Origin of the sequence: Enterobacter sp. SST3 (assembly GCF_000286655.1) — a bacterium.
GTDB lineage: Bacteria > Pseudomonadota > Gammaproteobacteria > Enterobacterales > Enterobacteriaceae > Enterobacter > Enterobacter roggenkampii.
In genome coordinates this window covers 12,901-36,612 of sequence record NZ_ALNS01000021.1, presented here as the reverse complement: position 1 = coordinate 36,612, position 23,712 = coordinate 12,901, and the positions used below count along the sequence as shown (strand labels likewise).

At 57.1% G+C, this 23,712-nt stretch carries 19 protein-coding genes; 6 read left to right on the top strand and 13 right to left on the bottom strand.

Annotated features, from left to right (window positions below; all coding sequences use genetic code 11):
* Nucleotides 1-21: 21 nt before the first annotated feature.
* Complete coding sequence (locus B498_RS08840; protein ID WP_008501807.1) at nt 22-867, bottom strand: MIP/aquaporin family protein; 846 nt, start codon at nt 865-867, stop codon at nt 22-24.
* 410 nt (nt 868-1,277) lie between these two features.
* On the opposite strand from B498_RS08840, the gene zapB reads away from it, so the two are divergent.
* Nucleotides 1,278-1,517, top strand: a complete 240-nt coding sequence (gene zapB, locus B498_RS08845) for a septal ring assembly protein ZapB (protein WP_008501806.1) — start codon at nt 1,278-1,280, stop codon at nt 1,515-1,517.
* 584 nt (nt 1,518-2,101) lie between these two features.
* Here the strand turns inward: zapB and rraA are convergent.
* From rraA to priA, 7 genes are all read right to left on the bottom strand, one after another.
* Complete coding sequence (gene rraA, locus B498_RS08850) at nt 2,102-2,587, bottom strand: ribonuclease E activity regulator RraA (RefSeq protein WP_008501805.1); 486 nt, start codon at nt 2,585-2,587, stop codon at nt 2,102-2,104.
* Nucleotides 2,588-2,679: 92 nt separating this feature from the next.
* A complete protein-coding gene (menA, locus tag B498_RS08855; protein WP_008501804.1) occupies nt 2,680-3,600 on the bottom strand; it encodes a 1,4-dihydroxy-2-naphthoate polyprenyltransferase in 921 nt (306 codons plus the stop codon).
* 68 nt (nt 3,601-3,668) lie between these two features.
* Nucleotides 3,669-5,003: an HslU--HslV peptidase ATPase subunit gene (gene hslU / locus B498_RS08860; protein WP_008501803.1), complete on the bottom strand. Its 1,335-nt coding sequence runs from the start codon at nt 5,001-5,003 to the stop codon at nt 3,669-3,671.
* Nucleotides 5,004-5,012: 9 nt separating this feature from the next.
* Nucleotides 5,013-5,543, bottom strand: a complete 531-nt coding sequence (gene hslV, locus B498_RS08865) for an ATP-dependent protease subunit HslV (protein WP_008501802.1) — start codon at nt 5,541-5,543, stop codon at nt 5,013-5,015.
* Between the two features lie 94 nt (nt 5,544-5,637).
* A complete protein-coding gene (ftsN, locus tag B498_RS08870; RefSeq protein ID WP_032622950.1) occupies nt 5,638-6,627 on the bottom strand; it encodes a cell division protein FtsN in 990 nt (329 codons plus the stop codon).
* 93 nt (nt 6,628-6,720) lie between these two features.
* Nucleotides 6,721-7,746 carry a DNA-binding transcriptional regulator CytR gene (cytR, locus tag B498_RS08875; RefSeq protein ID WP_008501800.1) on the bottom strand — a complete coding sequence of 342 codons (1,026 nt, stop codon included), beginning with the start codon at nt 7,744-7,746 and terminating at the stop codon, nt 6,721-6,723.
* Between the two features lie 119 nt (nt 7,747-7,865).
* The gene (gene priA / locus B498_RS08880; protein WP_008501799.1) at nt 7,866-10,061 is read right to left on the bottom strand and encodes a primosomal protein N'; all 2,196 of its coding nucleotides are present in this window, start codon (nt 10,059-10,061) and stop codon (nt 7,866-7,868) included.
* A gap of 200 nt (nt 10,062-10,261) precedes the next feature.
* Between priA and rpmE the strand changes: the two genes are divergently transcribed.
* On the top strand, nt 10,262-10,474 hold the full coding sequence (rpmE, locus tag B498_RS08885) for a 50S ribosomal protein L31 (RefSeq protein ID WP_003862040.1): 213 nt from the start codon (nt 10,262-10,264) through the stop codon (nt 10,472-10,474).
* Between the two features lie 48 nt (nt 10,475-10,522).
* Here the strand turns inward: rpmE and metJ are convergent, their stop codons facing one another.
* Complete coding sequence (gene metJ, locus B498_RS08890) at nt 10,523-10,840, bottom strand: met regulon transcriptional regulator MetJ (RefSeq protein WP_003862042.1); 318 nt, start codon at nt 10,838-10,840, stop codon at nt 10,523-10,525.
* A 276-nt stretch (nt 10,841-11,116) separates the two neighbouring features.
* Here metJ and metB point away from each other — a divergent pair, with 276 nt between their 5' ends.
* From metB to katG, 4 genes are all read left to right on the top strand, one after another.
* On the top strand, nt 11,117-12,277 hold the full coding sequence (gene metB, locus B498_RS08895; RefSeq protein ID WP_008501798.1) for a cystathionine gamma-synthase: 1,161 nt from the start codon (nt 11,117-11,119) through the stop codon (nt 12,275-12,277).
* A 2-nt stretch (nt 12,278-12,279) separates the two neighbouring features.
* Entirely contained in the window at nt 12,280-14,712 is a 2,433-nt protein-coding gene (locus tag B498_RS08900; protein WP_008501797.1) for a bifunctional aspartate kinase/homoserine dehydrogenase II, read from the top strand.
* A 226-nt stretch (nt 14,713-14,938) separates the two neighbouring features.
* On the top strand, nt 14,939-15,826 hold the full coding sequence (metF, locus tag B498_RS08905) for a methylenetetrahydrofolate reductase (RefSeq protein WP_008501796.1): 888 nt from the start codon (nt 14,939-14,941) through the stop codon (nt 15,824-15,826).
* Between the two features lie 147 nt (nt 15,827-15,973).
* Nucleotides 15,974-18,154, top strand: coding sequence for a catalase/peroxidase HPI (katG, locus tag B498_RS08910; protein ID WP_008501795.1), 2,181 nt, complete (start codon nt 15,974-15,976; stop codon nt 18,152-18,154).
* Nucleotides 18,155-18,244: 90 nt separating this feature from the next.
* On the opposite strand, the gene gldA is transcribed toward katG, so the two are convergent.
* The 4 genes from gldA to ppc all read right to left on the bottom strand — a co-directional run bounded on the left by gldA (nt 18,245) and on the right by ppc (nt 23,662).
* Complete coding sequence (gene gldA / locus B498_RS08915) at nt 18,245-19,348, bottom strand: bifunctional L-1,2-propanediol dehydrogenase/glycerol dehydrogenase (protein WP_008501794.1); 1,104 nt, start codon at nt 19,346-19,348, stop codon at nt 18,245-18,247.
* 12 nt (nt 19,349-19,360) lie between these two features.
* Nucleotides 19,361-20,023, bottom strand: coding sequence for a fructose-6-phosphate aldolase (fsa, locus tag B498_RS08920; RefSeq protein ID WP_008501793.1), 663 nt, complete (start codon nt 20,021-20,023; stop codon nt 19,361-19,363).
* A gap of 128 nt (nt 20,024-20,151) precedes the next feature.
* A complete protein-coding gene (locus B498_RS08925) occupies nt 20,152-20,916 on the bottom strand; it encodes a helix-turn-helix transcriptional regulator (RefSeq protein ID WP_008501792.1) in 765 nt (254 codons plus the stop codon).
* Between the two features lie 94 nt (nt 20,917-21,010).
* Nucleotides 21,011-23,662, bottom strand: coding sequence for a phosphoenolpyruvate carboxylase (gene ppc, locus B498_RS08930; protein WP_008501791.1), 2,652 nt, complete (start codon nt 23,660-23,662; stop codon nt 21,011-21,013).
* Between the last annotated feature and the right edge of the window lie 50 nt (nt 23,663-23,712).

The window sequence follows — 23,712 nt, the reverse complement described above, 5'->3', positions numbered from 1 at the left end:
GGTATGTGTCCCGTAGTCAGATTACAGCGAAGCTTTTTGTTGTGCGGTAGAAGTCGTTTCCTTCTCCTCTTCCACACAGGTGTCGCACGGTAAATGGCGACCAATTAATTTGCGGTAGCTGAACGCACCCAGCGCAGCCCCGACAACTGGCGCAAACAGCGGTACCAGGAAGTAAGGAATGTCTTTGCCACCGGTGAAGGCGACGTCGCCCCAGCCTGCGATAAAGGCGAACGCTTTAGGTCCGATATCACGCGCCGGGTTCATCGCGAAGCCGGTCAGCGGGCCCATGGAGGCACCAATCACCGCAATCAGCAGGCCAATCAGCAGTGGGGCCAGCGGGCCGCGCGGAATGCCGTTTCCGTCGTCGGTCAGCGCCAGGATAACGCCCATCAGAATAGCGGTAATCACCATTTCAACTGCGAACGCCTGCACAAAATTGATATGCGGGTTTGGATAGGTTGAGAAGACGCCTGCCAGATCCAGACTTTCGACGCTGCCGCGCACCATATGATGCGTCTGTTCGAAGTCGATGAAAAGATTGTAATAAAGCCCGTAAACTAACGCCGCTGCGCAAAACGCGCCGGCAAACTGAGAAAGAATGAAAGGAACTACTTTGCGTCCGTCGAAGCACGCGAACAGCCACAGTGCGATAGTCACCGCCGGGTTAAGATGTGCACCAGACACCCCTGCAGTCAGGTAGATGGCCATCGCCACGCCCAGACCCCAGATGATACTGATTTCCCACTGACCAAAACTGGCACCCGCCACTTTCAGTGCAGCGACACAGCCCACTCCGAAGAATATCAACAACCCGGTACCAAGGAACTCGGCAATGCACTGGCCTTTTAAGGTTGATGTCTGACTCATAATCGGAATCCTGAAGAAATTGATGTTTATTGTTAGCATGGCCGCCCGTGACAGCCACGATGCCCTGTAGACACAGTGTTAATTTATCGTTAACGAGCAAAAACGAGAAATATCGAAATCGAAATGTGTGGTCTGCGTCAATAAAATGAGCGTTTTCGCGCCATAAAGCACATTTTTGCAGCAGTACAGGATCAGTACAGGAATGTGAGCTGAATCATTTCATTAACGAATCAGTTAACAATTTAGGGGTATATGACGCGAACGCACCAGGACCAGACCTAAAAGTGTTGCAAACCGCGATCTGCGCGGTGTGTCGCTGGACACAGAGCGCCGCGCTCCATACAATCGACGGTATATGTCGTGCGCGTTTATGTTAAAGCGTCGCCTTGCAATTCAGGAGAGGTAGCATCATGTCTTTAGAAGTGTTTGAGAAACTGGAATCGAAAGTACAGCAGGCGATTGACACCATCACCCTGCTGCAGATGGAAATTGAAGAGCTGAAAGAGAAGAACAACAGCCTGGCGCAGGAAGTACAGAACGCGCAGCACAGCCGCGAAGAACTGGAGCGCGAAAACAACCAGCTGCGCGAACAGCAGAACGGCTGGCAGGATCGCCTGCAGGCGCTGCTGGGACGTATGGAAGAAGTCTGATTCCCACTGGGATGAACTGAACAGGCCGGGTAAGGCGATGCCGCTACCCGGCTTTTTTTATGGTTCTCGCTGACTGACACCCAACCATAAAAAAGGCCGCCAGAGGCGGCCTTAACGCTACTTGTCCTGCGCTATCATAGTAAAAGCAACGAACACATTCGGTTCATCACTCTTTACAACGAGTACGCTGGCGACAATGAACGCGATACATAAATAGCGTTTCATTATGCGGTCCCTGCAGCTAACCGCTCCACCGTTCACCACCGGTGATAAGTCGGTGGACACAAGCCTGATCAAGGGTTGCTTTACGGTTGTGAAGACACCTTTCCCTGGACCGATGCCGATGTGCGAGATGGCGGAAAGGGACGCAGCATCATAGTCAGCAACAGTAGCGTAGTTAAGGTCTGTATAGATAATTAGGAATTTATAAAGGGTCGAGGGGATTACCTGAGATTTGAATCAGGGTAAGATAAAAATCCTGGTCAAAGGTTGCAAGCCTTCCCAACGGACCGCGAATCCCGAGGGACAAAAAAACCGCCACATTGCTGTTGGCGGTTTTTTTATGGTCCACGCTTACGGTTTTATTACTCGATATCCAGGGGATCTTCGGAAAGGATAATGCCGGTATTATCGGCGTAGAGATGGTCGCCGGAGAAGAAGGTCACGCCGCCGAAGTTAACGCGCACGTCGCTTTCGCCGATGCCGTCACCTGCCGCCCCTACCGGTATGGCCGCGATGGCCTGAATCCCGATATCCAGGTCTTCCAGATCGTCCACCTGACGCACGGAACCGTACACCACAATGCCTTCCCACTCGTTTTGTGCGGCAATACCGGCCAGCTCAGCATCAATCAATGCGCGGCGTACGGAACCACCGCCATCGACCACCAGTACGCGGCCACGGCCGTTCTGTTCGAGCAGATCGTACAACAACCCGTTATCCTCGAAACATTTCACCGTGACGATCTGTCCGCCAAACGACGACCGCCCACCAAAGTTGGAGAACAGCGGTTCAACGACGTTGACATCTTCCTGGTAGATGTCACAAAGCTCGGAGGTATCGTATTTCATAGGTTTAACGCTCAGTTGCTGCGAATGTGTTCAGTATATCGTGCGAAATGCGTTGTTGGCAAAATCATCAATTGTTAATTGATATTTGTCAGCTAACTGAGCGTCTGGCTCAAGACAATCCCGATGACGAACAACAGGTTAGTCAGCAGCGCGCCTTTTACCGTGCGTTCCAGCATTGGCGGCATGGCGGCCGGGCTACGTTCACGCATCACAAAACGGGCCTGCTTAATCAGCAGCGGCGCGGCAAGCACAAACAGCCAGCCCCACAGACTGTGCAGGGAAATCAGGTTAAACAGCGCCAGGCAGACCAGGGCACCCATCAGCAGGCAGGCATGGTAGCGACGCGCATTCACCGGCCCCAGACGGACCGCCAGGGTGTTTTTGCCGTTCTCCCGGTCGCTGTCGATATCGCGCAGGTTGTTGATGTTGAGCACCGCGGTCGCCAGCAGACCGCAGGCGGTCGCAGGCAGGAACAGGGCAGGGATCACCGTATGCGCCTGTAAGTACCAGCTTCCCATCACGCTCAGCCAGCCGAAGAACACCAGTACGGAGATATCCCCGAGCCCAATGTAGCCGTAAGGACGCGTGCCGACGGTGTAGGTGATGGCTGCGATAATGGCCAATAAACCCAGCACCAGGAAGCCAATAAAATCGCTGGGGGTCTTAGACGCCACTGTCACCAGCGCCAGACCCGATAAACAGATCAGCACCACGGTGATAATCAGCGCGCGTTTCATCTGCGCCTGGGTAATCACCCCTTTTTGCATCCCACGCAGCGGCCCGATACGGTCAGGTTTGTCGCTGCCTTTCACCGCGTCGCCATAGTCGTTGGCGAGGTTGGAGAGAATTTGCAGCAGGCCGGCGGTAATCAATGCCAGCGCGGCAACCAGCGGATCGAAATAACCCTGCCACCAGGCAAGCGCCGTACCGACGATAATCGCGGCAAAGGCCAGAGGGAGTGTTTTAGGGCGCAGACTTTCGAGCCACGCCTGAGTACGGCTGATGTCAGTCATAAGTATTTAGCCAATAAAAATGGGGGCATTAGCCCCCATTAAACGTGATGAGAATCCAGTAACCGCGATTATAGGATAAAACGGCTCAGATCTTCATCTGCCACTAACGCATCCAGATGTTTACTCACATATTCTGCGTCAATGGTAACGGTTTGACCGTTCAGATCGCTCGCGTCGTAAGAGATATCTTCCACCAGGCGTTCCAGCACGGTATGCAGACGACGCGCACCGATGTTTTCGGTGGTTTCGTTCACCTGCCATGCGGCCTGGGCAATACGTTTGATACCGTCTTCGGTGAACTCGAGGTTCACGCCTTCGGTTGCCATCAGCGCTTTGTACTGAACGGTTGCAGAGGCGTTTGGCTCGGTCAGGATACGTTCGAAGTCTTCGGTCGTCAGCGCCTGCAGCTCAACGCGGATAGGCAGACGGCCCTGCAGTTCCGGGATCAGATCCGACGGGCTGGCAACCTGGAAGGCACCTGATGCGATAAACAGGATGTGGTCCGTTTTCACCATGCCGTGCTTGGTGGAAACGGTGCAGCCTTCAACCAGCGGCAGCAGGTCGCGCTGAACGCCTTCGCGGGACACGTCCGGGCCGGAGCTGTTGCCGCCGCGCTTACAAATTTTGTCGATTTCGTCGATAAACACGATACCGTGCTGCTCAACCGCGTCGATAGCGTCCTGCTTCAGCTCTTCCGGATTCACCAGCTTCGCCGCTTCTTCTTCAATCAGCAGCTTCATCGCGTCTTTGATTTTCAGCTTACGCGTTTTTTGCTTCTGACCGCCTAGGTTCTGGAACATGGACTGCAGCTGGCTGGTCATCTCTTCCATGCCCGGAGGTGCCATGATTTCCACACCCATTGGCGCGGCAGCGAGATCGATCTCAATCTCTTTATCATCCAGCTGGCCTTCACGCAGTTTTTTGCGGAACGCCTGACGCGCAGCGGACGGTTCCGCCTGCTGTTCAGCCTGACCCCAGTTGTTTTTTGCCGGTGGGATCAGCACGTCGAGAATGCGCTCTTCGGCCATCTCTTCCGCGCGATAGCGGTTTTTCTCAATGGCCTGGACGCGCACCATTTTGATCGCCGAGTCGGTCAGATCGCGGATGATGGAGTCCACTTCTTTACCCACATAGCCCACTTCGGTGAACTTGGTGGCTTCAACTTTGATGAACGGCGCGTTAGCCAGCTTTGCAAGACGACGGGCGATTTCGGTTTTACCGACGCCGGTCGGGCCGATCATCAGAATGTTTTTCGGCGTCACTTCGTGGCGCAGCTCTTCGTCAAGCTGCATACGACGCCAGCGGTTACGCAGGGCGATAGCCACGGAACGCTTGGCGTTATCCTGGCCGATAATGTGTTTGTTCAGTTCGCTGACAATTTCGCGTGGGGTCATTTCAGACATGGGAGATCCTTACGCTTTGGAGGTCAATTCTTCGATGGTGTGGTTGTGGTTGGTATAGATGCAGATATCACCTGCAATATCCAACGCCTTCACCGCGATATCACGCGCGTTCATGTCGGTATTTTCCAACAGTGCGCGGGCAGCAGCCTGGGCATAAGGGCCGCCAGAGCCGATAGCAATCAGGTCATTTTCCGGCTGAATCACGTCACCGTTACCGGTGATGATAAGCGAAGCGGTTTCATCGGCGACCGCCAGCAGCGCTTCGAGCTTGCGCAGCATGCGGTCGGTACGCCAGTCTTTCGCCAGCTCAACGGCGGCTTTCACCAGATGACCCTGATGCATTTCCAGTTTGCGTTCAAACAGTTCAAACAGCGTGAAGGCATCCGCCGTGCCGCCTGCAAAGCCGGCGATCACTTTGTCGTTGTAGAGACGACGCACTTTCTTCACGTTGCCTTTCATGACGGTATTACCCAGCGTGGCCTGGCCATCACCGGCGATTACCACATGGCCGTTACGGCGTACACTTACTATTGTTGTCACGAGCAGACCCCCTGGTTACAGAATCGGGAAACAGAAGCCCTGAGCCTGTGCCCAGGGCTGAATTAAATGATAGATGGGGGGGATTTTGGGGGTTTCAACCCCCGGAGGCGAGTCGAATGCAGTTTGTGTGACCGGCGATTTTCAAACGAGAAAGGGTGCCATCGGCATTTTCTTTGCCTTTGACCGGACCAATCACCACGCGATTCCAGCCGTTATTGGTGGTAATACGCGAATCAAACCCTTCAAAGGCCAGCTGCGCGCGCACCGTTTCCGCCTGCTCCGCACCTTTGAACGAACCGCACTGTACCATCCAGCGACGTTCGTCTTTTTTCTCCGCCGTCTGCTTCGGCGCTTCGGTCTCTTTCGTGACCGGCGCGGCCTGCTGCGTTTTCGGCTGCTGGGCGGTGGTGTGCGCTGGCGTCTGGAGCAGATCCTGATACGGCTGAGCCGCCTGCTTCTGCTGCTGCGCTTTAGGCTGCTGCTGGACAGGCTGAGACTGCACCGTACGCGTCGGCTGCTGATACGGCTGTTCCGTTACCCGCGGCTGTGCCTTAGGCTGCTGTACCGGCTGGGTTTGCGCCCACTGCTGTTGCTGCTGAATCTGCTGTTGTGCCTGGCGACGCTGCAGCGTTTGCTGACGCTGTTCCGGCGTTTGCTCATTCCACGGCACTTCGTTCAGCTGCGTAGGCTGCTGGCGCATATCGGCCTGCATTTGTGCCAGCAGTTGACGCTGTTCATCCGTCAGCTGATTCGCATTCTGTACTTCACCACCCGCAGAAGGTTCCGTTGGCGCACGTACCCCAGGCTGACGGCTTTCCAGCTCTTTGATATAGCGCCAGCGCTCTTCAGGCTTCGGAGGGAGGCCATTTCCGGCGACTTTACTGGCCTGAAGCGCCTCAGACTCTTCTTTTTTATGGTGCGTGATAAAGTACAGGCCACCAATAAAGGCGACGACTACAGCCGCAGCAATTGCGACCATTGCTGGCGAGACAGCAGGCAGGTTACGTTGCTTTTTTCTTGAGCTACTCTTTTTGCGTCGCGAAGGTGCCGGCTGGCCGCGACGTACATAATCTCGTTGTGCCACTATCGTTTCGCTGTATTTATTCGTTCGTCAGTCCGCCATGTTACTTAAGCGGCGGGGCTTTGACCAGATAAGGGTATCCGAAAGACGTTTACTTTAAGTCAATGCCTGGGTCGTGCCGCGGACGATCAGTTCGCAGTCCAGCAACCGTGAGCCGCTGCTAACTGTTTGACCGTGAAGCTGATCCAGCAGAAGCAGCATCGCTTCGCGGCCGATTTGATAGCGCGGCTGAGCGACCGTTGAGAGCGGCGGATCGCAAAATTCCGAAAGCGAAATATTATCGAATCCGATGATGGATAAATCTTTCGGTATGCGAAGGCCGCGGCGTTTGGCATACGATAATGCACCCAGCGCCATCACGTCGCTGTGACAAAATACGGCGGTTGGCGGTTCAGGCAGGTCCAGAAGCTTTTCCAGCGCCTGTCCACCGGCTGCGAAGGTAAAGTCTCCGCGCGCAATGTAATGCGGATCGACCGTAGCGCCGGTACGGCGCAGCGCCTGAACGTATCCCTGCAGGCGGTAGTGACACAGCGGCATCTCTTCCGGCCCGGCAATGCAGCCTATACGCTTGTGCCCCAGCTCCTGGAGATAGTTTACGGCGTTGAACGCGGCGGTAAGGTTATCGATATGGACCGTCGGCAGCTCCAGCTCTGGCGCAAACTCGTTGGCCATCACCATCGGCGGTAAATTACGCTGCTCTTCGATGCTGGCATCAAACGGCAGGCGAGAGCCAAGCAGCAGCATGCCGTCGATCTGCTTGGTGATGATGAGGTCGATGAAGGTTTTTTCCTGTTGGTTCTGATGGGCGCAGTCGCCAATCAGGACCAGGTACCCCTGCTCCGCCGCCGTGACTTCAATACCGCGGATAATCTCGCTGAAGAACGGATCGCAGATGTCCGGCACAATCACCAGGATAGTGCGCGATTCATTGCGCTTCACGTTACGTCCCATCGCCTGTGGGAAGTAACCCACTTCCAGCGCTGCCTGCTCAACCTTGTTACGGGTCGCCTGGGAGACTTTGTCCGGGTTCATTAATGCGCGGGACACGGTTGCCGTTGAGACTTGTGCTTTCTCGGCAACGTCTTTCATGGTCGCTGTGGCAACCTCTTTCCTGGACTTCAACGTCTTCTCCTCGCCTGAACACCGAACTTCTGCCATCACCATTTTTACAGATAGTTAATGGAATCGGTTACAGAATTTTCATAAAAAGTGTGAGGAGCGTTAAATTTTTCGATCCGTCTTCAACCTTCGATGGGATCGACGTCCAGTACCCACTTCACTTTTCGCGCTTCGGGCAGGGTGTTAATCAGCACCAGCGCGCCGCTAACAATATGCTGAAGACGAATGCGCGAGGGGTGCTGGAGCAAGATCTGCCAGCGGAAACGGCCGCCGCGTTTTGGCGCGAGGGCAGGCACCGGGCCCAAAATCCACAGCTGACTATCCACCAGCGGGCTGGCCTGCAGGAGGTTTCTCAGCTGCTGCAGGAAAAGTGGCGCCTGCTGGTTGTTATGATCTTCCGCGCGGATGATGACGTGGCTGGTCCACGGCGGTAGCTGCATGGTCTGGCGTTCGGCCAGCGCCTGCTCGGCAAAGGCGTCATAGCCTTTGTGCAGCAGGGTTTGCAGCAGCGGGTGCTCCGGGTGGTGCGTTTGCAGCACCACTTCGCCCTGTTTACCGGCGCGTCCTGCACGTCCGGCAACCTGGGTGTAAAGCTGGGCGAAGCGCTCGGCGGAGCGGAAATCTGCCGAGAACAGCGCGCCGTCCACGTCCAGCAGGGCGACCAGCGTCACGTCCGGGAAGTGGTGGCCTTTGGCCAGCATCTGGGTGCCAATCAGGATGCGCGCGCCACCGCGATGCACTTCCGCCAGCTGCTGTTCGAGTGCGCCTTTGCGGCTGGTGGTGTCCCGGTCGATACGCGAAATCGGCACGTCCGGGAAAAAGGGCCCAAGCGCCTGCTCCAGCTGTTCCGTCCCCAGACCGACCGGCACAATATGCGTTGAGCCACACGACGGGCACTGGCGCGGCACCGGACGCTGGCTGTCGCAGTGGTGGCAGCGCAGATGACGCTGGGCCTGATGGAAGGTGTAGTAGTGATCGCAGCGCGGGCATTCGGCAATCCAGCCGCAGTCGTGGCACAGCAGGGCGGGTGCAAATCCGCGACGGTTGAGGAACAGAATGACCTGATTCCCCGCCTGCAAATGCTGGCGCATGCGGGTAATCAGCGCGGGCGCTAGCCCCGCCTGGACCTGCTGGCCTTTCAAATCCAGCACGTGCTGAATGGCCGGACGGGCATTCCCCGCGCGACGCGTCAGGCGCAGCATGTGGTATTTACGCTGGCGCACGTTGTGCAGCGTTTCGAGCGCAGGCGTGGCGGATCCCAGAACAATAGGAATTTGCTCGCTGTGCGCGCGGTAGACGGCCAGATCGCGGGCGTGATAGCGCCAGCCTTCCTGCTGTTTATAGGAGCTGTCGTGCTCTTCGTCGATCACGATAACGCCAAGATTTTTAAACGGCGTGAACAGCGACGAGCGGGTGCCGATTACAATCGCCGCTTCGCCGTTTTTCGCTTTCAGCCAGGCGCTGAGTCGCTCGCTGTCATTCAGGCCAGAGTGCAGCACCTCAACCGGCGCGTTAAAGCGTTCGCGGAATCGGGCGATGGTTTGCGGCGTCAGGCCAATTTCCGGCACCATCACCAGCGCCTGTTTGCCCTGCGCGAGCACGTTTTCCAGCACGCTCAGGTAAACTTCGGTCTTGCCGGAACCGGTGACCCCAGCCAGCAGCCAGGCAGAGAAACGATCGGAGGCGCTATGAATTGCGCCTACCGCGGTGGCCTGCTCGGTATTCAGACGCAGGCGATCCCCTGAAACGGAGAAACTCTCCCGCCAGTCGTTAAGGGCAGGCGCCTCGCTTGCCAGGTCGCTCAGCCCTTTCTTTCTTAATGCCTGTAGCGCCGTTTCGCTGACCTCAAGCTCGTCGACCTGATGCCGCCAGATTTTCCCCTGACGCAGCGCCGCCAGCGCCTGCTGCTGTTTCTGCGAGCGCTTCAGGCTGTTGATGTCGACGGCCTGGCCTTCCTCCGTGGCAAACCAGTACCACATTGGCGCATGGCTGGCGCTCTTGCCCTGACGCAGCATAATTGGCAGGGCGTGGAACAGGACGTCGCCGATGGGGTGATGATAATAATCCGCCGCCCACAGCAGCAGTCGCCAGGTGCTGGTGGAGTAGACGGGCTCGCTGTCCAGCACCTCAACGACCGATTTCAGTTCGTTAAGCGGCAGTTCGCTCTTATCGCTGACGGAGACGACGATCCCCACGCGCTGCTGTTTGCCAAACGGCACGGTCACGCGACAGCCCGCTTTGGCGCTCATGCTGTCGGACAGCAGATAGTCAAAGGTGCGGGGAAGCGGAACGGGCAGGGCAACGTGAGCGACGGGCATCGAATCTTCCTGACTTGAAAAGTGGCGCGTTAGTATACACATTAGTAAAAGCGGCGTGCGGATCAGTTTGCATACGTTGGTCAAATTCTGTATGATTCGCCGCCTTTGGTGTACTTTACGCCAAAGAACTTACAATCAACATCGCGTGGTGTCTGGCGTTAGGGCTGGAAGAGCGACGCGGCCTTAACTGAGGTTCTCCCATGAAAAAAGATATTCACCCGAAATACGAAATGATTACTGCAAACTGTTCTTGCGGTAACTCTATCCAGATCCGCTCTACCGTGGGTCACGATCTGAACCTGGACGTGTGCGGCAAATGCCACCCGTTCTACACTGGTAAGCAGCGTGATGTTGCAACCGGTGGCCGTGTTGACCGCTTCAACAAGCGTTTCAGCATCCCGGGCGCTAAATAAGTTTCCCGAAAAAAAGGCACCGCAAGGTGCCTTTTTTGTATCCGCTTCTCAGTATTCCCACGTCTCCGGGTCAATACCCAGTTCACGCATGATCACCTTCGCCTCTTCCGGGATTTCGTCACTACGCTCTTTGCGCAGATCGTCATCGTTCGGCAACGGTTGACCGGTAAACGCATGCAGAAACGCTTCGCACAGCAGTTCGCTGTTGGTTGCGTGGCGCAGGTTGTTCACCTGACGACGCGTACGTTCATCGGTGAGGATCTTCAACACCTTCAGAGGAATGGAAACCGTAATTTTCTTTACTTGCTCACTCTTCTTACCGTGCTCAGCGTATGGGCTGATATATTCGCCGCTCCATTCAGCCATGAGATACCTTTAATCCTCTCAGTCATTTATCTAAAGGTGCAAAACCAGTAACCACCCGTTTTGAACCGCAATCTTGCCTAGTTTACCGTAGAGACGATACCGTGGCACGGATATTGCCGCTGCAGCGTGCACTAAAGCATATAATTTTAACGGCTATTTGCGCATTGCTCAATCTATACGCAAAGAAGTTTAGATGTCCAGATGTATTGACGTCCATACTTTCAATGTTTACTCTGGTGCCTGACTTTTCACCTCATTCGCCAGGAAGCCCTCACCATGACGCGTAAACAGGCCACTATCGCAGTGCGTAGCGGATTAAATGATGACGAGCAGTACGGCTGCGTTGTCCCGCCCATTCATCTTTCCAGTACCTACAATTTCACCGGATTTAATGAACCCCGTGCGCATGACTACTCGCGTCGTGGCAACCCTACGCGTGACGTGACCCAGCGTGCGCTGGCCGAGCTGGAAGGGGGCGCAGGCGCCGTATTAACCAATACCGGGATGTCCGCCATTCACCTGGTGACCACGGTGTTCCTCAAGCCCGGCGATCTGCTGGTTGCGCCGCACGATTGCTACGGCGGCAGCTATCGCCTGTTTGATAGCCTGGCGAAACGCGGCTGCTATCGCGTGCTGTTTGTCGATCAAAACGACGAACAGGCGCTGAAACAGGCGCTGGCAGAGAAACCGAAGCTGGTTCTGGTGGAAAGTCCAAGCAATCCATTGTTGCGCGTTGTCGATATTGCGAAAATTTGTCAGCTCGCAAGGGATGCGGGAGCGATAAGTGTAGTGGATAATACGTTCCTCAGTCCGGCCCTTCAGAACCCACTCGCACTGGGTGCCGATCTGGTATTGCATTCATGCACTAAATATCTGAACGGCCATTCTGACGTGGTGGCAGGCGTGGTGATTGCCAAAGATCCTGACATTGTCACCGAACTGGCATGGTGGGCCAATAATATTGGCGTCACCGCAGGCGCCTTCGACAGCTACCTGCTGTTGCGCGGCATCCGTACGCTGTCGCCGCGCATGGACGTGGCGCAGCGTAATGCTCAGGCGATTGTCGACTTCCTGAAAACCCAGCCGCTGGTGAAGAAGCTGTACCACCCGTCGCTGCCGGAAAACCAGGGGCACGAGATTGCCGCGCACCAGCAGAAAGGGTTTGGCGCGATGTTAAGTTTTGAACTGGACGGTGACGAGCAAACGCTGCGTCGCTTCCTGAGCGGGCTGTCATTGTTTACGCTGGCGGAATCCTTAGGTGGGGTTGAAAGCTTGATCTCCCACGCCGCGACCATGACGCACGCAGGTATGGCACCCGAAGCACGTGCCGCCGCCGGGATTTCTGAGACGCTGCTGCGGATCTCAACCGGTATCGAAGATTCTGAAGATTTAATTGCCGATCTGGAAAATGGCTTCCGGGTCGCAGCCAAGGGGTAATCATGAGTGTGATAGCGCAGGCAGGGGCGAAGGGTCGTCAGCTGCACAAGTTTGGTGGTAGTAGTCTTGCTGATGTGAAATGTTACCTGCGCGTCGCAGGGATCATGACGGAATATTCACAGCCGGGTGACATGATGGTTGTCTCGGCGGCGGGCAGCACCACCAACCAGTTGATTAGCTGGCTGAAACTGAGCCAGACCGATCGCCTTTCTGCGCATCAGGTGCAACAGTCATTACGTCGCTATCAGAGCGAATTGATTGCCGGCCTGCTGCCTGCGGACGTGGCGGACGGGCTGATCAGCGCCTTCACGCACGATCTTGAGCGTCTGGCTGCCCTGCTGGACAGCGGCATTACCGATGCGGTGTATGCCGAAGTGGTGGGCCACGGTGAAGTATGGTCCGCGCGCCTGATGGCTGCGGTTCTGCAACACCTGGGCGTGGACGCCGCCTGGCTTGACGCGCGTGATTTCCTGCGTGCCGAACGCGCCGCGCAGCCGCAGGTGGATGAAGGCCTGTCCTACCCGCTGCTGCAGCAGCTGCTGGTGCAGCACCCGGGCAAACGCATTGTGGTTACCGGCTTTATCAGCCGCAGCAACGCGGGTGAAACCGTGCTGCTGGGCCGTAACGGCTCCGACTACTCGGCGACGCAAATCGGTGCTTTGGCGGGCGTGTCCCGCGTCACCATCTGGAGCGACGTGGCCGGTGTTTATAGCGCGGACCCGCGCAAAGTAAAAGATGCCTGCCTGCTGCCGCTGCTGCGCCTGGATGAAGCCAGCGAGCTGGCGCGTCTGGCGGCACCGGTGCTGCACGCCCGTACGCTGCAGCCGGTTTCCGGTAGCGATATTGACCTGCAGCTGCGCTGCAGCTACACCCCGGATCAAGGCTCCACGCGCATTGAGCGCGTGCTGGCCTCCGGTACCGGGGCGCGTATTGTTACGAGCCACGACGACATCTGCCTGATTGAGTTCCAGGTTCCTGCGGGCCAGGACTTCAGGCTGGCACATAAAGAGATCGACACGATCCTGAAACGCGCCCAGGTGCGTCCGCTGGCCGTGGGTGTGCATAATGACCGCCAGCTGCTGCAGTTCTGCTATACCGCAGAAGTGGCGGACAGCGCGCTGAAAATTCTGGATGAAGCGGGCCTGCCGGGCGAGCTTCGCCTGCGTCAGGGGCTGGCGCTGGTGGCGATGGTGGGCGCGGGCGTCACCCGTAACCCGCTGCACTGCCACCGCTTCTGGCAGCAGCTGAAAGGCCAGCCGGTGGAGTTCACCTGGCAGTCGGAAGAGGGCATCAGCCTGGTTGCCGTTCTGCGCAAAGGGCCAACCGAAAGCCTGATTCAGGGTCTGCATACCTCTCTGTTCCGCGCGGAAAAACGCATCGGCCTGGTGCTGTTTGGTAAAGGCAACATCGGTTCCCGCTGGCTGGAGCTGTTCGCCCGCGAACAGGTCACGCTCTCGGCGCGTACCGGGTTCGAATTCATTCTCGCAGGTGTGGTGGACAGCCGCCGCAGCCTGCTGAACTACGAAGGGCTGGATGCCAGCCGCGCGCTTGCCTTCTTTAATGATGAAGCCGTCGAGCAGGATGAAGAGTCGCTGTTCCTGTGGATGCGCGCGCACCCGTACGACGATCTGGTGGTGCTGGACGTGACCGCCAGCGAACAGCTTGCCGATCAGTATCTTGATTTCGCCAGCCACGGTTTCCACGTCATCAGTGCGAACAAACTGGCAGGGGCAAGCAGCACCGATAAATACCGCCAGATCCACGACGCGTTTGAAAAAACCGGCCGTCACTGGCTGTATAACGCCACCGTGGGCGCGGGCCTGCCGGTAAACCACACCGTGCGCGACCTGATTGAAAGCGGTGACAGCATTCTGGCGCTGAGCGGTATCTTCTCCGGTACGCTCTCCTGGCTGTTCCTGCAGTTCGACGGCACCGTACCGTTCACCGACCTGGTGGATCAGGCGTGGCAGCAGGGCTTAACGGAACCCGATCCGCGCGTTGACCTCTCCGGTAAAGACGTGATGCGCAAGCTGGTGATCCTGGCGCGCGAAGCCGGTTATGACATCGAGCCGGATTCCGTCCGCGTCGAGTCGCTGGTGCCTGCCGGCTGTGAAGAGGGTTCTGTGGATCATTTCTTTGAAAATGGTGAAGAGCTTAACGAGCAGATGGTGCAGCGTCTGGAAGCGGCGAACGAGATGGGGCTGGTGCTGCGCTACGTGGCACGTTTTGAGGCCAACGGAAAAGCGCGCGTCGGTGTCGAGGCGGTGCGTCCTGAACATCCGCTGGCGGCGCTGCTGCCATGCGATAACGTCTTCGCCATCGAAAGCCGCTGGTACCGCGATAACCCGCTGGTGATCCGCGGTCCGGGCGCCGGGCGCGACGTCACCGCTGGGGCAATCCAGTCCGACATCAACCGTCTGGCTAAGCTGCTGTAAAAACTCAATTTCCCTCTCCTTGTGGGAGAGGGTTAGGGTGAGTGCAGTCTGATGCACTCACCCCCATCATGAATTTCCCTCATCTTCCCTGAGCAAACCTCACCGTTATTGTTGATTATTTCTATTGACGTCCCTCCGCTTTTCCGTCATTTTTACATCTGGACGTCTAAACGTATAGAAGTTCACTAAACAACAGACAATGACACGCGATTGATAGGGGTAGGGTATGAGCTTTTTTCACGCCAACCAGCGGGAAGCACTGAACCAGAGCCTGGCCGAAGTAAACGGTCAGATTAACGTCTCTTTTGAATTTTTCCCGCCGCGCACCAGTGAAATGGAGCAAACCCTGTGGAGCTCTATCGATCGTCTCAGCAGCCTGAAACCAAAGTTTGTCTCCGTGACCTACGGTGCGAACTCTGGCGAGCGTGACCGTACGCACAGCATCATTAAAGGCATCAAAGATCGTACCGGTCTGGAAGCGGCGCCGCACCTCACCTGTATCGACGCTACCCGCGACGAGCTGCGTGCCATCGCCCAGGACTACTGGAATAACGGCATCCGTCATATTGTCGCACTGCGCGGCGACCTCCCGCCCGGCAGCGGCAAGCCAGAGATGTATGCGGCCGACCTGGTCGGGCTGCTGAAAGAGGTGGCAGATTTCGATATCTCCGTGGCTGCTTACCCTGAGGTTCACCCGGAAGCGAAAAGCGCCCAGGCGGATCTGCTTAACCTCAAGCGTAAAGTGGAGGCCGGTGCCAACCGCGCCATTACCCAGTTCTTCTTTGATGTCGAAAGCTACCTGCGCTTCCGTGACCGCTGCGTCTCCGCGGGCATCGACGTTGAAATTATCCCGGGCATTCTGCCGGTCTCTAACTTCAAACAGGCGAAGAAATTCGCCGATATGACCAACGTGCGCATTCCGCTGTGGATGTCCAAAATGTACGAAGGTCTGGATGATGACCCGGAAACCCGCAAGCTGGTGGGGGCCAATATCGCGATGGACATGGTGAAAATCTTAAGCCGTGAAGGGGTGAAAGACTTCCACTTCTACACGCTAAACCGCGCGGAGATGAGCTATGCCATCTGCCATACTCTGGGCGTTCGCCCCGCGTAAAACACCAAAAGCCCTCTTAAATAGAGGGCTTTTTAACAGGGTAAAAAGTTAAAAGGTATCAGCTATCGAATCTGTGGATTAATTCAACTATAACTTATTGCTAGTGGTGTATATCGTAACGGTAACACTGTAAAAGGGAGCATAGCGATGAGCACGTCAGACGAGACCAATAAAGCGGCATCAGTCGGCAAATGCCCGTTCCATCAGGGCGGCGTCGATCACAGCGCGGGCGCAGGTACAGGCAGCCGCGACTGGTGGCCAAAACAACTCCGCATCGATCTTCTTAACCAACATTCCAATCGTTCGAACCCGCTGGGTGAAGACTTCGACTACCGCAAAGAATTCAGCAAGCTTGATTACTCTGCCCTTAAAGGCGACCTCAAAGCACTTTTAACCGACTCTCAACCGTGGTGGCCTGCCGACTGGGGCAGCTATGCGGGCCTGTTTATCCGTATGGCGTGGCACGGTGCGGGTACCTATCGCTCCGTGGACGGGCGCGGTGGGGCAGGACGCGGTCAACAGCGCTTTGCGCCACTGAACTCCTGGCCGGATAACGTAAGCCTGGATAAAGCGCGCCGTCTGCTGTGGCCTATCAAGAAAAAATACGGACAAAAAATCTCCTGGGCCGACCTGTTTATCCTCGCGGGTAACGTGGCACTGGAGAACTCCGGCTTCCGTACCTTTGGTTTTGGTGCCGGGCGTGAAGACGTCTGGGAACCGGATCTTGACGTGAACTGGGGTGATGAAAAAGCCTGGCTGACCCACCGCGACCCGGAAGCGCTGGCTAAGCGTCCTCTGGCAGCCACCGAAATGGGCCTGATCTACGTGAACCCGGAAGGGCCGAACGCCAGCGGTGAACCGCTGTCAGCGGCGGCAGCGATTCGTGCGACCTTCGGCAACATGGGCATGAACGATGAAGAGACCGTCGCGCTGATTGCAGGCGGCCACACCCTCGGCAAGACTCACGGCGCGGGTGAAGCCACCCACGTGGGTACCGACCCCGAAGCCTCACCGATTGAAGCACAGGGCCTGGGCTGGGCCAGCACGCACGGCACGGGGGTTGGCGCAGACGCCATTACTTCCGGGCTGGAGGTCATCTGGTCACAAACCCCGACCCAGTGGAGCAACTACTTCTTCGAGAACCTGTTCAAATACGAATGGGTACAGACCCGCAGTCCGGCAGGGGCGATTCAGTTTGAAGCCGTGGATGCGCCGGAAATCATGCCCGATCCGTTCGACCCGTCGAAAAAACGCAAGCCTACCATGCTGGTCACCGACCTGACGCTGCGCTTCGACCCGGAATTCGAGAAGATTTCCCGCCGCTTCCTGAACGACCCGCAGGCTTTCAACGAAGCCTTCGCGCGTGCCTGGTTCAAGCTGACCCACCGCGATATGGGGCCAAAATCGCGTTACCTTGGCCCGGAAGTGCCGAAAGAAGATCTGATTTGGCAGGACCCGCTGCCGCAGGCGGTGTTCAATCCGACGAAAGAAGACATTGAAAGCCTGAAGGCGGAAATCGCTGCCTCTGGTCTCTCCGTGAGCGAACTGGTTTCTGTTGCCTGGGCGTCAGCCTCGACCTTCCGCGGTGGCGATAAGCGTGGCGGTGCCAACGGCGCGCGTCTGGCGCTGGCGCCTCAGCGCGACTGGGACGTGAACGCTGCGGCGGTTCGCGCGCTGCCAGCCCTGGAAGCTATCCAGCGCACCACCAACAAAGCCTCTCTGGCCGATATTATCGTGCTGGCGGGCGCGGTAGGCGTTGAGCAGGCCGCAAAAGCGGCAGGTGTGTATGTCACCGTACCGTTCACGCCGGGCCGCGTTGATGCGCGTCAGGATCAGACGGATATCGAGATGTTTAACCTGCTCGAACCGATTGCCGATGGTTTCCGCAACTACCGTGCGCAGGTGGATGTGTCCACCACGGAGTCTCTGCTGATTGATAAAGCCCAACAGCTGACGCTGACTGCGCCAGAACTGACGGTGCTGATCGGCGGCCTGCGCGTACTGGGTGCCAACTTTGATGGCAGCAAGAACGGCGTGTTCACCAACCGTGAGGGCGTGCTGAGCACTGATTTCTTCGTGAACCTGCTGGATATGAACACGCAGTGGAAGGCGACCGATGAGTCCAATGAGCTGTTTGCCGGAAGCGATCGCACCAGCGGTGAAGTGAAATATACCGCCACCCGCGCCGATCTGGTCTTCGGCTCTAACGCCGTCCTGCGCGCGCTGGCCGAGGTTTACGCCAGCGATGATGCGCATGAGAAGTTTGTCCGCGACTTCGTTGCCGCCTGGGCGAAGGTCATGGATCTGGATCGGTTTGACGTGAAGTAGCCAGTGTGCCGGGTGCGGCTACGCCTTACCCGGCCTGGAAATTAAAGTGCCATGTAGGCCGGGTAAGCGCAGCGCCACCCGGCTTTTTTATTACTCCCACTCCTGCAGGAATCGTTGTCCATACTGGTCTGCTACCAGCAGCGCCGCATAAACCTGATCCGGCGTGACGCCCCCCGGCATGTTGTGGATCGTTTCTCCTTCCGCACATGAGGCTTCGGCAATCAGACGCATTTTGGCCGGAATATCCTCTTTGATGTTCAGCTGTGCCAGGGTGATCGGCAGCCCTACGCTGTGGCAAAGCGCCGCGACGGTCTCAATTTCTTCTACCGGCGCGTTTTCCAGCACCAGCTGCGTCAGCGTACCAAACGCCACTTTCTCCCCATGATAGAAGTGATGCGCGTCCGGCACCGCCGTCATGCCGTTATGAATAGCGTGTGCCGCCGCCAGCCCGCCACTTTCAAAGCCGACGCCGCTGAGATAGGTGTTGGCTTCGATAATGCGTTCCAGAGCAGGCGTCACCACATGCTGTTCCGCCGCCAGCATCGCTTTTTCACCCTCTTCAACCAGCGTGTTGTAGCACAGCTCGGCGAGCGCTAATGCCGCCTGTGTGCATTTACCCCCGGCCATAGTGGTCGCGCCGCTGCGCGAGCAGGCGCGTGCTTCAAACCAGGTCGCCAGCGCGTCGCCAATCCCGGCGGCCAGCAGACGTGCAGGCGCACCTGCAACCACTTTCGTATCCACAATGACCATGTTCGGGTTGTGCGGCAGCATCAGGTAGCGATCGAACTCGCCGCTGTCGGTGTAAATGACGGAAAGGGCGCTGCACGGCGCGTCGGTGGACGCGATAGTCGGCGCAATGGCGACCGGCACGTCCATAAAGTGAGCCAGGGCTTTCGCGGTATCCAGCGTTTTACCGCCACCAATACCCAGTACTGCCAGGCAGTCGGCGCTGTCGGCCAGCTTTTTCAGACGATCGATTTCATTTTGCGAACATTCGCCGCCAAACGGCGCAATTTCGGCATGCAGTTCGGCTTTTTTAAAACTCTGGCGCAGGGTCTCTTCGGCAAAACCCAGCACAAACTTATCGCCGACGACCAGCCAGCGGTTTGCCAGGGGTTTCAGATAGTCGCCGAGACGGGTCAGCACATCCGCGCCCTGGATATATTTCCCCGGCGATTGAATGATACGGTCCATAACAGTTCTCCCTTAGAGGTTGAGGTTACCAAACGCGTTTTTCCAGTCCTGCTCGAACTTCTCTATGGCTGACTCTACCGCCGGCGTACCGAGCATATGTTGCGCTACGTCTAAGGGAAGCGTGATTGCTTCACATCCTGCCAACAGGCAGTCGAGCGCCTGACGCGGCGTTTTGAAGCTGGCGGCCAGTACTTTACTGCCCGGCGCGTGCAGCTCCAGCAGGGACTGCAGTTCCTGAACCATGCGAATGCCGTCACCGCCCTGCGCGTCGACGCGGTTGACGTACGGCGCGACATATTTCGCCCCTGCGAGTGCGGCGAGCAGGCCCTGCGCCGCGCTGTAAACGGCGGTGCCCAGGGTGGTTATCCCCTCTTTTTTCAAGGCCTTAATTGCGATAAGTCCCTGAGCCGTCACCGGGATTTTCACCACAATGCCCGGAATGGCGTTACTCAGACGTTTGGCTTCTGCCACCATGCCTTCGGCATCGCGGCTCATGGTTTGAGCAAACAGCGTGCCTTCCGGCCCGATGGCTTGTTGCAGGCGCGGCAGCACGTCCCAGATGGATTCACGGCTGGCGGCAATGATGCTCGGGTTGGTGGTGACGCCCGCAATGGGAAAAATGCGCGCCAGGCGTTCAACTTCCGCCACGTTGGCGGTATCCAGGTACAGTTCCATTATTTTTCCTTAAGTCAGAAAGGTTGAATAAAGGATACGGCGCACCCAGGCGCGGCGAATACAGGTCAATTTTGCCAAATACTGGACAAATGTAATGTCCTTGGCGAAGTGAGAGAGCGATCACAATGCTACTTTTTGGCGATCAGCTGGCTGTGGTACTGGCGTCGATATTCGGAAGGGGAACGTTCGGTGTGCTTGCGAAAGAGACGGCAAAAGTAGTTGCTGTCCGTAAATCCACAGCGTGTGGCGATATCTTTAATTTTGAGATCGTAGCCTTTCAGCAGCTGACGCGCATGTTCCAGGCGCGTTTTTGTTAAATATTCATTGAATCCGACGCTGCCGACTTTCTGGAATAGATGGGAAAGGTAGTTTGGTGAGATGTAGAACGCCTGTGCCACGGATTCGCGAGTTAACAAAGAGGCATAATTTTCTTCGATATAGCTCCGAACGGCTTCGAACAGTGCCCGGCTGCGGCTGTCGGTGTGAATTTCGCTTCCAAGCAGATCCCGGCAGTGGCTGAGCAGGCTTAAAACCACCAGCCTTGCTGTGTCCTGCTCTTCTGGCTGCATCTGTAATTCGGTGAGCGTTTGCAGAAGAAAAGCCCCCGTTCGCGGACCACGTCGGGCAACCTGGAGTTGTTGTAAGAGCACATTGTCATGCTGTAACTCGATTGTAAGCTGCTGCTTACCGAAATGTATGCTCAGGGCGTGAGGCGCAGGATGCGTAATTTGTCCAAAAAAAGAAAAAATCGCCTCGCAGGGTGTGTCAAGGGTAATGCCGAGGCAGGGAGAGGTTCGGGGATGCTGTTCAGCCAGCGCTGAGAAATGAATCTGACCCAGCGGTAACGTGCGGTTCACCAGGTCTGTCAAAATCTGGGTGATATCGGAATGCATAAGGAGACTACCGAAATTTGCCGGGTGGCGCTAACGCTTACCCGGCCTACTTATCGTAGGCCCGTGCAAGCGCAGCGCCGCCGGGCGTAAAGCATTAGCCGGTGTTACGCATACCCGCCGCAACGCCCGCAATCGTCACCATCAGCGCCTGTTCAACGCGTGGATCCGGCTCTTTCCCTTCTTCTTCTGCCAGACGCGAACGGTGCAGCAGCTCTGCCTGCAGGACGTTCAGCGGGTCGGTGTAGATGTTACGCAGCTGGATAGACTCGGCAATCCACGGCAGGTCCGCCATCAGGTGTGAGTCGTTAGCGATGTCCAGCACCACTTTGATGTCGCCTTCCAGCAGTTCGCGCAGCTCTTTGCCCAGCGCCCACAGCTCGGGCTTCACCAGGCGCTGATCGTAGTATTCCGCCAGCCACAGGTCGGCTTTCGAGAAGACCATCTCCAGCATTCCCAGACGGGTAGAGAAGAACGGCCAGTCGCGGCACATGGTTTCCAGCTCGCTCTGTTTACCGTCTTCCACCACTTTTTGCAGTGCGGCACCGGCACCCAGCCAGGCGGGCAGCATTAAGCGGTTCTGCGTCCAGGCAAAGATCCACGGGATTGCACGCAGGGATTCAACGCCGCCGGTCGGACGACGCTTGGCAGGACGCGAGCCCAGCGGAAGTTTACCCAGCTCCTGCTCAGGCGTGGCTGAACGGAAGTAAGGCACGAAATCTTTGTTTTCACGCACGTAGCCGCGGTACAGATCGCAGGAGATAGCCGACAGCTCGTCCATGATGTGGCACCAGGAGGCTTTCGGCTCCGGCGGTGGCAGCAGGTTGGCTTCCAGGATCGCGCTGGTATAAAGCGACAGGCTGCTGATGGTCACTTCCGGCAGGCCGTATTTGAAGCGGATCATCTCGCCCTGCTCGGTCACGCGCAGGCCGCCTTTCAGGCTTCCCGGTGGCTGTGACAGCAGTGCCGCGTGTGCTGGCGCGCCGCCACGGCCAATTGAGCCACCGCGTCCGTGGAACAGGGTCAGCTCGATACCGGCTTTTTCGCAGGTTTTGATCAGTGCATCCTGCGCCTGATACTGCGCCCAGGATGCCGCCATCACGCCCGCATCTTTTGCGGAGTCGGAATAGCCGATCATCACCATCTGTTTGCCCTGAATAAAGCCGCGATACCAGTCGATGTTCAGCAGCTGGCTCATCACGTCGTTGGCGTTGTTCAGGTCATCGAGGGTCTCAAACAGCGGGGCGACCGGCAGGGCGTAGTCGATGCCCGCTTCTTTCAGCAGAAGATGAACGCCCAGCACGTCGGACGGGGTTTTCGCCATGGAGATCACATAGGCGGCCACCGATCCTTTCGGTGCGTCCACGATCGCTTTACAGGTGTTGAGCACTTCGCGGGTATCGTTGCTTGGCTCCCAGTTGCGCGGCAGCAGCGGGCGCTTGGAGTTCAGCTCGCGGATCAGGAACGCCTGTTTGTCGGCTTCGGACCAGCTTTCATAGTCGCCGATGCCGAGGTAGCGGGTCAGCTCGCCCAGCGCTTCGGTATGACGGGTACTTTCCTGACGCACGTCGATACGCACCAGCGGCACGCCGAAACACTTCACGCGACGCAGGGTGTCGAGCAGTTCGCCGTTGGCGATAATGCCCATCCCGCACGCCTGGAGTGATTTATAACAGGCGTACAGCGGCTCCCAGAGCTGCTCGTTCTGGCTGAGCAGGCCTTCTGGTTTTGGCAGACGCTGGCCTTTCAGGCGCGCTTCCAGCCAGGCCTGAGTGGCCATCAGCTGACCACGCAGTTTTTTCATCAGGAAACGGTACGGCTCGCTGGCGCCTTCTTCACCGGCCAGCGCGCGCAGTTCCGGCGTCGCTTCTACCATCGACAGCTCGGAGATCAGCACCTGAATGTCTTTCAGGAACAGATCGGTCGCTTTCCAGCGGCTCAGCAGCAGGACGTGACGGGTGATTTCTGCGGTGACGTTTGGGTTGCCGTCGCGGTCGCCGCCCATCCAGGAGGTAAAGCGGACCGGCACAAAGTCGACCGGCAGACGGTAGCCCAGGTTCGCTTCCAGCTGTTCGTTCAGCTCGCGCAGGTAGTTCGGTACCCCTTCCCACAGGCTGTTTTCCACCACCGCAAAGCCCCATTTAGCTTCGTCGACCGGGCTTGGGCGATGCTTACGAATTTCATCGGTGTGCCAGGACTGAGCAATCAGCTGGCGCAGGCGGCGCATCAGCTGGTTGCGTTCATAGTCGGCAATGTCTTTGTTATCCAGCTGCTTCAGGCAGTTGTTCACTTCCACCATTTTGTGGATCAGGGTGCGACGGGTGATCTCGGTTGGGTGAGCGGTCAGTACCAGCTCCAGCGAAAGTGACTCCACCGCTTTTTTGATGGTGGCTTCGTTGAGGTCTGGCTGGTCTTTCAGTTTACGAAGGGTGCGGGCAATGACTTCCGGGTTGCTGGCCGCTTCGCCGTTTGGCGAAATGCTGTGGTATTGCTCAGCGGTATTTGCCAGGTTCAGGAACTGGCTGAATGCGCGTGCAACGGGCAGCAGCTCGTCGTTCGAGAGGTTCTGCAAGGTGGTGAGCAGCTCCTGACGACTGGCCTCGTTACCGGCACGGGAAGATTTAGACAGCTTGCGGATGGTTTCAACGCGGTCGAGGATGTTCTCCCCCAACGCATCTTTGATGGTATCTCCAAGCACTTTGCCGAGCATACTGACATTACTACGCAACGCGGAATATTGTTCGTTCATAAAAACCCAGTCACCCCATCATTTTTGTTTATGCCCAGGCGAAAATCTTC

Excerpts from the sequence above, each read along its gene's own strand:
- B498_RS08840 (WP_008501807.1), bottom strand. The coding sequence starts at position 867 with ATGAGTCAGACATCAACCTTAAAAGGCCAGTGCATTGCCGAGTTCCTT.
- zapB (WP_008501806.1), top strand. The coding sequence starts at position 1,278 with ATGTCTTTAGAAGTGTTTGAGAAACTGGAATCGAAAGTACAGCAGGCG.
- rraA (WP_008501805.1), bottom strand. The coding sequence starts at position 2,587 with ATGAAATACGATACCTCCGAGCTTTGTGACATCTACCAGGAAGATGTC.
- menA (WP_008501804.1), bottom strand. The coding sequence starts at position 3,600 with ATGACTGACATCAGCCGTACTCAGGCGTGGCTCGAAAGTCTGCGCCCT.
- hslU (WP_008501803.1), bottom strand. The coding sequence starts at position 5,003 with ATGTCTGAAATGACCCCACGCGAAATTGTCAGCGAACTGAACAAACAC.
- priA (WP_008501799.1), bottom strand. The coding sequence starts at position 10,061 with ATGCCCGTCGCTCACGTTGCCCTGCCCGTTCCGCTTCCCCGCACCTTT.
- rpmE (WP_003862040.1), top strand. The coding sequence starts at position 10,262 with ATGAAAAAAGATATTCACCCGAAATACGAAATGATTACTGCAAACTGT.
- metJ (WP_003862042.1), bottom strand. The coding sequence starts at position 10,840 with ATGGCTGAATGGAGCGGCGAATATATCAGCCCATACGCTGAGCACGGT.
- metB (WP_008501798.1), top strand. The coding sequence starts at position 11,117 with ATGACGCGTAAACAGGCCACTATCGCAGTGCGTAGCGGATTAAATGAT.
- B498_RS08900 (WP_008501797.1), top strand. The coding sequence starts at position 12,280 with ATGAGTGTGATAGCGCAGGCAGGGGCGAAGGGTCGTCAGCTGCACAAG.
- metF (WP_008501796.1), top strand. The coding sequence starts at position 14,939 with ATGAGCTTTTTTCACGCCAACCAGCGGGAAGCACTGAACCAGAGCCTG.
- katG (WP_008501795.1), top strand. The coding sequence starts at position 15,974 with ATGAGCACGTCAGACGAGACCAATAAAGCGGCATCAGTCGGCAAATGC.
- gldA (WP_008501794.1), bottom strand. The coding sequence starts at position 19,348 with ATGGACCGTATCATTCAATCGCCGGGGAAATATATCCAGGGCGCGGAT.
- fsa (WP_008501793.1), bottom strand. The coding sequence starts at position 20,023 with ATGGAACTGTACCTGGATACCGCCAACGTGGCGGAAGTTGAACGCCTG.
- B498_RS08925 (WP_008501792.1), bottom strand. The coding sequence starts at position 20,916 with ATGCATTCCGATATCACCCAGATTTTGACAGACCTGGTGAACCGCACG.
- ppc (WP_008501791.1), bottom strand. The coding sequence starts at position 23,662 with ATGAACGAACAATATTCCGCGTTGCGTAGTAATGTCAGTATGCTCGGC.